The sequence below is a fragment of the Halorubrum sp. CBA1125 genome, from assembly GCF_009742825.1.
Taxonomy (GTDB): Archaea; Halobacteriota; Halobacteria; order Halobacteriales; family Haloferacaceae; genus Halorubrum.
Map to the genome: position 1 here is coordinate 17,145 of NZ_WPCE01000016.1, position 10,367 is coordinate 27,511.

The following is a 10,367-nucleotide window of genomic DNA, read 5'->3' on the forward strand; positions in this document are numbered from 1 at the left end:
CCGATATCAAACGTATCAGAATTCAACTGAAATGGAGAACAAGACAACTCTCAGATCGTTTCAATCACGGCGGAACAGCGACCGCGACGACGGGCTCTCTCGACGGGCCCGGCGCGTACTGCGTCGGACAGTAGTCGCTCGGGGTTTCGGAGATCGCTCTCGCGATCGCGGTCGAACGACCGGTTCCCGTCTCGGTCCAGCCGTGATTAGTCGTCGGTGAGCCGCGAGACCACGGGACAGTCGGCGTTCAAGAGGATCTGCTGGGCCGTGTTTCCGAAGACCGCTTTCCCCGTCGGCGAGCGACGCTGACCGCTGATGACGAGAAATCGCGGCTCGATGTCGTCTGCGATGCTCAGGATCTCGTCGGTTACGTTGCCGACACGGCCCACGAACCTGACCCGCGACCGATCCAGGTCGTCGATGGTCTGCGAGACGAACTTTTCGGCGAAGTTCGCCGCGCTCTCCATTTCCTGTCCGAGCGAGAAATCGCTGAACTCGGGGATGTTCCTGACCGAATCCCGGTGTTCCTTGTAGTCCTCCTGCGGAACGACGTGCAGGGCGACCATCGTGTCGTCGTACGTCGTGGCCAGGTCGTAGGCGACCTCGATCGTCTGTTTGGAACGCTCGTTCTCGTCGATGGCTGCGAGTATCGTCATAGGGGGAGATCCGACTAAGGATACAAGTAGCTTCGCCTTGGTTCCGAGGCTGCGATAATCACCTGCGCGATCGAAAACGACCGATAGCCCCTCGTCCGGGAACGGTGCTTGTGAGGTCGAGCAGCCTGGGAATCGTCTCGACAAAACGCTTTAGTTTGTCTGTATCGTGGTTGGTCCGGAAGTCGGTCACCACGAAACTCGAATATTTGTGAAGATAGCCGTTGAGACCTCCCGAAGAGAGGCGATTCACCGCGGGGATTTATTAATCGCGTACGTGATTGGACGGTATGGAACACTCCTACCAACAGCGGCGTGAACGGGCGCGGCTTCGGCTCCAGGAACGAGGGGCCGACGCCGCGATCGCGTATCCGGGACCGAATCTGCAGTACTTCACCGGGTTTCGAGGGGAACCCGTCGACCGATTCCACGCCCTGTATCTACCGGCCGACGGGGAGGCCGTTCTCGTCTCGCCTGACGGCTACGCGTCGCAGGCACACGCCTACGCCGACGTCGAGTCGATTCACTCGGTCGACGGCAACGATCCGGAGGCGGTGGCTGCCGCGATCGAATCGCTCCTCCCCCGGTCACCGGAGGCGGTGCTGCTCGACGACGACGCGGTAGCCGCACTTGCGGGTCCCCTCTACGAGCGACTCGGGACGGACGTCGTCGGGTCCGCGAAGCCGGTGTTCACGTCGCTACGCCGTCGAAAGGACGACGCGGAGATCGAGGCACTGAAACGATCGGCAGCGGTCGCCGACGCGGTCAGCGAAGAGGTGCGAGCGCTCGGTGCCGACGCGGTCGGCACGACGGAGGCCGAACTCGCCACGGAGATCCGGGCGGGCCTCCACGCCCGCGGCGCGAAGGGCGTCAGCTTCGACGTCGTGGTCGGCGCCGGACCCAACGGTGCGGACGCGGCGCTCCGCCACGGCGACCGCACCGTTCGGTCGGGAGAGCCGGTCGTCGTCGACTTCGGTTGCTTCCTCGACGGATACGCGAGCGACCAGACGAGAGTAGTGGTCTACGACGGTGACCCGCCCGAGGGGTTCGAGGCGGTACACGAGGCGACGGTCGCGGCGCTCGACGCCGGCGTGGAGGCGGTCGAGCCGGGGGTCACGGCGGGCGACGTCGACGCGGCCGTCCGCGGGACGCTCGCCGAGCGCGATCTCGCCGATCGGTTCACCCACGGGACGGGGCACGGGGTCGGGCTCGCCTCCCACGAGGACCTCTCTATCGCGGAGGGCGTCCCCACCGAACTCGAACCGGGCATGGTGTTCAGCATCGAGCCCGGCGTGTACTTCGACGGCGAGTGGGGCGTCCGGATCGAAGACCTCGTCGTCGTCACCGACGACGGCGCGGAGCGGCTCAACGATTCGCCCCGCACCTGGCGCCCGCTGTAGTCGGCGTCTGCCCATCGCTGGCGTTTCGAGGACTACCCGGCGTGAGGTCGGTCCGCAAGCCCGCCTGTGCTCCCCGCTCGATCACGGGTGCTCGTCCGCTCGATCACAGAGATCGACGAACGATCGTTTCGAGATCGTCCCGGTCGACGCGCCGAGGGTTGCCCGCGAGGAGTCGCTGGAGGCTACTCGCCCGTTCGGCGATGTGCTCGACGTCTCCCTCATCGACGTCGAGCGTCGAGAGTCCCCCCTCGATACCGACGTCCGCAGCGAGTCGCTCGACGGCGGTTGCGGCGGCCTCGGCCGCCTCGACGCGGCTCATCCTGCTGGTGTCCTCGCCGAGCAGCTCGGCGACGTCGGCGTAGCGGTCGAACGCGCTCGTCGCGTTGAACCGAATCACCTCCGGGAGCGTCAGGGCGATGGTCACCCCGTGGGGCGTGTGCTGGATCGCGCCGGCGGCCATGGCGATGGCGTGCGTCGCTCCGAGGCCGGCGTTGGTGAACGCGACACCCGCCATGAGACTCCCCAGCGACATATTCCGTCGCGCCTGGATGTCCTGACCGTTGTTCACCGCGTTGCGGAGCCCGTCGTCGATGTTCTCGATGGCGGCCCTGGCGAATTGGTCGGTGACGAGCGACCGACCGGTGTAATCCGGCCGATCCGACCGGCTCTCCGGGGCGGGTTTGGCGTCGTATCGCTGCGTGACGTACGCCTCGATCGCGTGACACAGCGCGTCCATCCCCGAGGAAGCGGTCGGTCCGGGCGGAAGCGACACGGTCAGTCCGGGATCGACGAGCGCGACGTCCGGACGCTGGTATCTGCTCGAGATGCCGACCTTGAGGTCCTCGTCCGGCAGGGAGATGACCGCCACGGGCGACGTCTCGGACCCGGTTCCGGCCGTGGTGGGGAGACAGATCGACGGAACGCTCGGCCCCGGGACGTCTCGGCCGCCGCCGGTCGGCGGCGCGACGTAGTCGAGGATCTCCCCGCCGTGTTCGTGGACCACGCTCGTCGTCTTCGCGACGTCCATCGAACTCCCGCCGCCGATGCCGACGACCACGTCCGGGTCGACGGCCGCCGCGGCCTCGCACGCGGCCTCGAACACCCGCAACGACGGGTCCGGTTCGACCTCGTCGAAGACGGTGACGTCGTCGAGGTCCAGCGGTGCGGTCACCTCGTCGACGATCCCGGCCTCGGCAACGCCCTGGTCCGTGACCACCAAGACGGACTCGGCGTCGTACTCCGCGACGACGTCGTCGAGCTCTTCGGCCGCCCCCAGGCCAAACGTGATGTTCCCCGCCGTGCTGAACTCCCACACAGATTCGGATTCGTACGCCATAATGTATGATAGCAATTGGCGGTGACTGTGTGAAATAGTTTATCGATCGGTCCCCCGGCTCGCGTCGAGGAAAAGAGTATTGTCGCACCCATCCGCATTGCACCCATGCACGACACGCCTCGCGTGTACGTCACGCGTCAGATTCCGCAGGCGGGGATGGAACGGCTCGAGGAAGAGTGCGACGTGTTCGTCTGGGACGAGCCGACCGCACCGCCGCGGGACCGTCTCGTCGAACGCGTCGCCGACCTCCGGGTGGACGGGTTGTTCTGCAACGTCGCGGACACGGTCGACGAGGCGGTGATAGACGCGTCGCCCGACCTCCGATCGATCGCGACCATGTCGGTGGGCTACGACCACATCGACCTCGACGCCGCGGCCGAACGCGACGTCGCCGTCGGTCACACCCCGGGCGTCCTCTCCGAAACGACCGCCGACCTGGGATGGGCGCTGCTGATGGCGGCTGCGAGACGCGTCGTCGAGGCCGATCAACAAGTCCACGACGGCGAGTGGACCGCGTGGGGCCCGACGATTCTCCTCGGTCGGGACGTCCACGACGCGACGCTCGGCGTGGTCGGGCTCGGGCGGATCGGGACGGCGTTCGCCAGACGGGCGGCCGGCTTCGACATGGACGTGCTCTACACGCACACGAGCCGGAACGAGGCGGCCGAGGCGGAGCTGGCGAGCTACGGTATCGACGCGGAGCACTGCACGCTGACCGAACTGCTGGAACGCGTCGATTTCCTCTCCCTCCAGGTCCCGCTGCTCGAGGAAACGGAGGGACTGATCGGCGAGGAGGAGCTCCGTCTCATGGACGACGAAGCGGTCCTAGTCAACACCGCCCGCGGAGAGGTCGTCGACACGGACGCGCTCGACGCCGCGCTCGAAAACGACTGGATCCGCCACGCGGCCCTCGACGTGACCGACCCGGAGCCGCTCCCGCCGACCCATTCGCTGCTCCGTCACGCCCCGGAGAAGCTGACCGTCACGCCGCACATCGGTAGCGCGTCGATCGAGACCCGCAGCGAGATGGCCGTGATGACGGCGACCAACCTCCTGGCGGGGCTCCGCGACGAACGACCGCCGCACTCGGCGCTCGCCGACGCCGGGTACGAGTAGGTCGGTCAGTTTATCCGATACTCCTCGATGGCGTCCTCGTCGAGTTCGAGCCCGAGGCCGGGCTTTTCTGGCGGTTCGATGACGCCGCCGTCCTGCACGTAGATGTTCTCGCCCTGGTTCTTGACGTAGGGGCTCGCGACGAACTCGCCGGGGTCGTCGGCTTCGTCGTCGTACACGGCGAATTCGATCAGGTCACAGACCGGCGACGCGGTCGCGACGTGCAGGCTGGCCATGTAGTTGATCCCCGGCCCGAACGTGTGCGGCACCATTCGTTTGTTGAACGCCTCGACGAGCGTGGCGACCGACTGGGCCGCGGTCACGCCGCCACACAGGTCCAGCGTCGGTTGGTAGATCTCGAGGGCATCCGCGACGAGGTGATCCCGTGCCGGGTAGTGCGGCTTGTGCGTCTGGTATCCGGATATCGGCACCGACAGACGGCTGTTCAGGTCGGCCTGGCCTTCGATATCTGTGTGTTCGATCGGTTCTTCGAACCAGCCGAGCTCGCACTCGCTCGCCGTTTTGCCGACGGCCATCGCCTCGGGGAACGAGTACGACGTGTTCGCGTCACACGACAGGCCGAAACCGTCCGGGACGTTCTCGCTCACCTCTCGAATCCGCTTTTTGTCGTGTTCGATGTCGCCCCCGTGCGTTTTCCCGACGACGATCTTCATGAGTTCGAACCCCTTGTCGTGGAGCCACTGGCTGTCCTCGATCAGCTCGTCTATCGGTTTCGCGTACGGGAAGGTCGCGTACGCCTTCACCTCGCTCGATTTGCCACCCAGCAGCTCGTAGACCGGCACGCCCGCCTTCTTGCCCTTGATGTCCCACAGCGCCTCGTCGATGGCGCTCAGAGCCAGATACGACCCGGTCCGCTTCGTGTGGACGTACATCTCCTGCCAGCGATCCCAGACCTCTCGCGGATCGTGGCCGACGAGGTGCTTGGAGAGGCCGCGGATCGACTGTCCGACCCACTTCGCCTTCTCCGAGCTGGGGTCCTCGATGAACGTTTCGCCGATCCCGACGACGCCCTCATCCGTGTGAATTCGGGCGATGATCGGAGTCACGGTCGCGTCGAACGAGCCCCCCTTTCCGCCCGAGAGGGGGATCGTTCCAACCGCACTTTCCAGTACTATCGCCTCTACTTCGGTGACCTCCATACCCCATAGACCTATGAACAATTATTAAGCTTTTCCCCTGAATCGTCGGGTCCGTCTGCTCGTCTGCCGATCGGGGACGGAGACGCGGGCCCTCCCGGTGGGCGCGTCGCTGCCGGCTCGTGACACCGCTCGGTACGACACGTTCGTCGCCTCTCAGATCGGGAAGCGCCGCTCGACGAGGAGAAACACTGGCGCGTTGCGCGCGGTGTCGCCCGCGAAGGGAACGGGGAACGACCGAGACGGAACTCAGTCGACGTTGACGGACTGGGACACGTCCTTCGTCGAGGCTACGCCGCTCGTCGCGACGAGTTCCTTGGTGGTTGCGTCGAAGATGAACAGCTCGTCCGTGTCGATCCCGACCGGCACCTCGTTCCCTTCGACCAGCGGCTGGTTCGACGGGACGAGGGCTCGCAGTTCGCCTTCCGGGCCGTCGAGACGCGCGAGCGCACGGTCGTCGATCGGCTCGAGGAACGAGAGGGTGAGATCGAACACCGGATCGTCGACGAGGTCGGCGAGCGTCACGCTCTGCGGACGGAAGCCGACGAGGACGTCGTCGGCGTGTGACGCGGCCTCGTATCGGTCGACCGAGAATTCCAGCGTCCGTCCGTGCGTTCGCACACGACCGGTTTCCCCGTCGAGGCTCTCGAGTTCGCCCTCGAGCGTGTTGATGCTCGGGTTCCCGATGAAGTGGGCGACGAAGAGGTTGTTCGGGTAGTAGTAGACCTGTTCGCGGGTGCCGAACTGCTCGATGTGGCCGTCGTTCATCACCGCGATCCGGTCGCTCAGCGTCATCGCCTCCTCCTGGTCGTGCGTGACGTACACCGTCGGCCGTCCGAGCCGCTTGTGCACCCGGAGGATCTCCCGCCTGAGTTCGATCTGTAGCTTCGCGTCAAGGTCGCTCAGCGGCTCGTCCATCAGGAACGCGAAGGGATCCTGCACGACGGTCCGAGCCAGCGCGGCTCGCTGACGCTGACCACCGCTCAGGTCACCCGGTTTCTTGTCGAGCATGTCGTCGATCTGCATCACCTCCGCGGCGTCGCGTGCCTGCTGGTATCGTTCGTCCTTGGAGACGCCCCTGATCTTGAGGGGGTAGGCGATGTTGTCGATGATCGACATGTGCGGGTACAGCGCGATGTTCTGGAACATCATCGCGAGACCTCGCTTCTCCGCCGGAACCTCGGTGACGTCTTCGCCGTCGAAGCGAATGGTTCCGCTCGTCGGCTGTTCCAAGCCCGCGATACAGCGTAACGTCGTCGTCTTTCCACAGCCGGAAGGGCCGACGAGCGTGATGAACTCGCCCTCGTCGATGTCGAGGTTGACACCGTCGACGGCGACTTCGACTCCGCTCGAGATCTCGAACTCCTTCCGAAGATCTTGTACGTTGATTGTTGTCATTGTGTTGTCCTCTGAGTTGGGTTCGTCGGTGCGCTACCGCTCTTGGTCGGCCCGTCCGGTACCGCCGGTTCGCCCGGTACCGATGTATCGATCGCGTGGAATGGTGGATCGGCGATCATCCGATATCAGTGGGATCGAACCCGGCGAGCAAGTATTTTTGGAACGCGTACACGAACAGGAACGCCGGGAGCGACGCGAGGAACGTCGCGCCCATGATCTCGGTCCACATCACCGTGTTCTGTTGCTGGAACGCCTGGATCCCGGTCGTGATGACGTAACTGTCGGCGTCCGGCATCAGGATCCGCGGCAGGGTGTACTCGTTCCAGGAGATCGCGAACGAGAAGATCCCGACCGCGACGATCCCCGGCTTGGCGATCGGCAACGCGATGTCCACCATCGTCCGGAAGCGCGACGCCCCCGAGACGCGAGCGGACTCCTCCAGCGACTCCGGTACCGTCTGGAAGAACTTCCACATGATCCACAGCGAGAACGGGAGCGCCAGCGCCGTCTCGGCGAATATCAGCCCGATGTAACTGTTGATCAGACCGATGTCGCTCCAGAGGATGTACATCGGAATGGCGAGCAGGATCGACGGGAACATGTACCCGAACAGGATCCCCCTGGCGAAGGTGTTCTGATACGGGATGTTGAACCGCGTCAGCCCGTACCCGCCCAGCGTGGCGAGGGTCGTGGTGACTATCACCACGCCGATGACGACGGTGACGGAGTTCTGTAGGTACAGCGGGAAGTCAGACACGAGGAACAGCGACTCGTAGTTCTCGAGCGTCAGCTCCGTCGGGAGGACGGTCGGGTTCCGCGTCTGGACCTCCCGCTGCGGCCGGACGCTCGTGATGAACATCCAGTACAGCGGGAACAGTATCGTGACGAGGATCACGGAGAGTATCCCGTACAGGCCGGTAGTCCGTATCTTCCGCTGGGTCGGATAGGACAACCGGTTCCAGACGGGGACGTCGCTCCGGTACTGGCTCGATAGCGTGTCTCGTGTCTCGTGGTCTCTCTCGCTCATTCGGTTCGCACCTCCGATTCGGGTTCGAGGACCCGGAAGTATATCACCGCGGCGACGATGAGGATCCCGAACAGGATGACGGACACCGCCGCCGACTCGCCGAGGTTGTAGCTCTGGAACGCGAGCTTGTACGCGTATATCGGGGCGGTCTGGGTGGCGTCACCCGGGCCGCCGTTGGTCATCACGGCGATGATGTCGTACTTGTTGAACATCCAGATGCCGCGCAACAGGACGACGATGAAGATGACGCCCTTGAGGTTCGGGAGTGTGATGTCCCGGAACTTCTGCCACCGGGACGCCCCGCAGACGCGTGCCGCGTCGTAGTACCCCTCCGGGATGGCTGGAGCCGCGCGAGCACGAGGATCGTCGCGAAGATCGCGTACTTCCACGCGGTGGCGATCATCAGCAGGAGCATCGCGAAGTTGGGGTCGCCGAACCACTGGATCCCCACGTCGATGACACCGATATTGACGAGGATGGAATTCAGCACGCCCCAGTTCGTGTCGAACATCCACAGCGCGACGTATCCGAGCAGCGCCGTCGGAATGAGGTACGGGAGCAAGACGATGGCCCGAACCACCTTGTTGAACTTGAACTCGCGGTTGATGATCAGCGCGATGCCGATGCCGGCGGTCAGCTGGATGGCCACCGAGCCGACCGCGAAGATCACCGACTTCCACAGCGAGGAGTGGAACGCGTTTGACGTCAGTTGCGTGACGTAGTGCTCCGCGCCGACCCAGGTCCAGTCGGGCTGGAACAGCGGGATCTGGTGGAAGCTCGACCAGATCGCCCACAGTATCGGGAGGACCAGGACGAACAGTAACAGGAGTATCACGGGGACGACCGTCAGCACCACCATCAGTCGGCGGTTGGACAGGCGATCGTACACCGCGTTCTGGTACCGATTGAATCCGGATACCCGTTCTAATACTGAAAGGGAACTCATAGAGGAGTGGGAAGTGGTGACTCCTTACTGTTGCTCCGAGAGGATGTCACGCAGCGACGACGCACACTGGTCGATGGCCTGCCCGGTGTCCATGTCCTCTTGGAGGATGTTCCACCCGAGCTGCCAGAGCGGATCCGCCGCGAACAGCGCGCCCGTGTAGGGGTTCGGGGGCTGGGTTTCCTGCGAGAACGTCTGGCGGTTGGTCTCGCTGAGGTGGGCTTGGAGGTCCTGTTCGGACCACGCGTCCGGCATCTGCTCCAGCCGGGTCTGGTACTCCTCGTGTTCGGCCACTTCGGGGAAGATCGGCGCGTTGTGCACCGGGTCGAGCATGAGGAAGTCGAACAGCCACTCCTCCTGGCTCATGAACTTGATGTACTCGTTCGCCGCCTCGACGTCGGCCTCGGCGAAGCTCCCCACCCCCTGGAGGAGACCGAGGACCGGCTCCTCTTCTTTACCTTCCTGTCGTGGCACGTGGGCCTCGCGAACGTCGGCCGCGAACGACGTTTCGCCCTGGACGGACTGGATCTTCGGCCGGTTGCCGAAGTAGTGGCCCGCGAAGGTGATCTCGGAAGCCATCGCACCGGCCATCGACGAACAGCTACCCTGGGTGTCGAGCTGGGAGTAGGGGGCCTTCTCCTTCCAGTAGTTCATCACCTCGATCCACAGGTCCCGGTTCTCGTCGTTGTCCATGACGATCTGGACATTCCCGCTGTCGTCGCGGGCACAGACGGCCGCTCCGTTGGAGAAGCCGACGCTGAGGATGTAGTACTTGATACAGTCGTTCTGGCCGAGCGGGTAGTACTCCGCCCGCAGCCCACCCTGCCCCTCGTCGTACTCCTCGGCCATCGTGAGGACGTCGTCCCACGTCTCGGGGAAGCTCTCGTCGCGGTCGCCGATGATGTCCTCGCGGTAGTGGTACAGGTCCGCGTTGATGAAAAGCGGCATCAGGTAGTGGGTGTCGTCGAACGTCACGGCACCCCGTTCCGTCGTCAGCTCCGTGCCGTAGTACTCCTCGAAGTACTCCACTGCCGGCGTGAGGTCGCCCGCCTGGTCGTTCGCGGCGAACGTCACGTGGTCCTGCTGTCCGGTGTGAGTGACCTCGGGGGGGTCTCCGGCCTGGAGCAACTGGGTCAGGCGCTCGCGGTACCCGGTACCGATCCCGACGTACTCCATGTTCACGTTGGCGCCGGTCGCCTCGGTGAACGCCGCGGCGAGTTCGTTCCAGTACTCCTGTTGTTCCGCCGTGCCCATCTCGGTCAGCACGTGCACGCTTCGCCCGGAGAGGTCCGGCCAATCTTCGCCGTCGCCGCCGTCGCCACCGTCGCCGCCGTCTCCGC

Annotated in this window: 9 protein-coding genes; 2 read left to right on the forward strand and 7 right to left on the reverse strand. The window is 64.7% G+C overall.

Annotation, left to right across the window (positions count from 1 at the left end):
• Positions 1 to 206: 206 nt before the first annotated feature.
• Entirely contained in the window at positions 207 to 656 is a 450-nt protein-coding gene (locus GJ633_RS03320) for a universal stress protein (protein WP_156587140.1), read from the reverse strand.
• Between the two features lie 287 nt (positions 657 to 943).
• On the opposite strand from GJ633_RS03320, the gene GJ633_RS03325 reads away from it, so the two are divergent.
• Entirely contained in the window at positions 944 to 2,053 is a 1,110-nt protein-coding gene (locus GJ633_RS03325) for a Xaa-Pro peptidase family protein (protein WP_156587142.1), read from the forward strand.
• 103 nt (positions 2,054 to 2,156) lie between these two features.
• Here the strand turns inward: GJ633_RS03325 and GJ633_RS03330 are convergent, their stop codons facing one another.
• Complete coding sequence (locus GJ633_RS03330; protein ID WP_156587144.1) at positions 2,157 to 3,389, reverse strand: hydroxyacid-oxoacid transhydrogenase; 1,233 nt, start codon at positions 3,387 to 3,389, stop codon at positions 2,157 to 2,159.
• 105 nt (positions 3,390 to 3,494) lie between these two features.
• Between GJ633_RS03330 and GJ633_RS03335 the strand changes: the two genes are divergently transcribed.
• Positions 3,495 to 4,505 carry a D-glycerate dehydrogenase gene (locus tag GJ633_RS03335; protein ID WP_156587146.1) on the forward strand — a complete coding sequence of 337 codons (1,011 nt, stop codon included), beginning with the start codon at positions 3,495 to 3,497 and terminating at the stop codon, positions 4,503 to 4,505.
• Positions 4,506 to 4,510: 5 nt separating this feature from the next.
• Here GJ633_RS03335 and GJ633_RS03340 read toward each other — a convergent pair whose 3' ends face one another.
• The 5 genes from GJ633_RS03340 to GJ633_RS03360 form a co-directional block, all read right to left on the reverse strand.
• Positions 4,511 to 5,662, reverse strand: a complete 1,152-nt coding sequence (locus GJ633_RS03340) for a mandelate racemase/muconate lactonizing enzyme family protein (protein ID WP_156587148.1) — start codon at positions 5,660 to 5,662, stop codon at positions 4,511 to 4,513.
• Positions 5,663 to 5,908: 246 nt separating this feature from the next.
• Entirely contained in the window at positions 5,909 to 7,057 is a 1,149-nt protein-coding gene (locus GJ633_RS03345) for an ABC transporter ATP-binding protein (protein ID WP_156587150.1), read from the reverse strand.
• 115 nt (positions 7,058 to 7,172) lie between these two features.
• Entirely contained in the window at positions 7,173 to 8,084 is a 912-nt protein-coding gene (locus GJ633_RS03350; protein WP_156587151.1) for a carbohydrate ABC transporter permease, read from the reverse strand.
• Positions 8,081 to 8,878: a carbohydrate ABC transporter permease gene (locus GJ633_RS18185; RefSeq protein ID WP_156587152.1), complete on the reverse strand. Its 798-nt coding sequence runs from the start codon at positions 8,876 to 8,878 to the stop codon at positions 8,081 to 8,083. The genes GJ633_RS03350 and GJ633_RS18185 overlap by 4 nt, the downstream gene beginning before the upstream one ends.
• 176 nt (positions 8,879 to 9,054) lie before the next feature.
• Positions 9,055 to 10,367: ABC transporter substrate-binding protein (locus tag GJ633_RS03360; RefSeq protein ID WP_156587154.1), on the reverse strand; the 1,313-nt coding region annotated here is incomplete at its 5' end.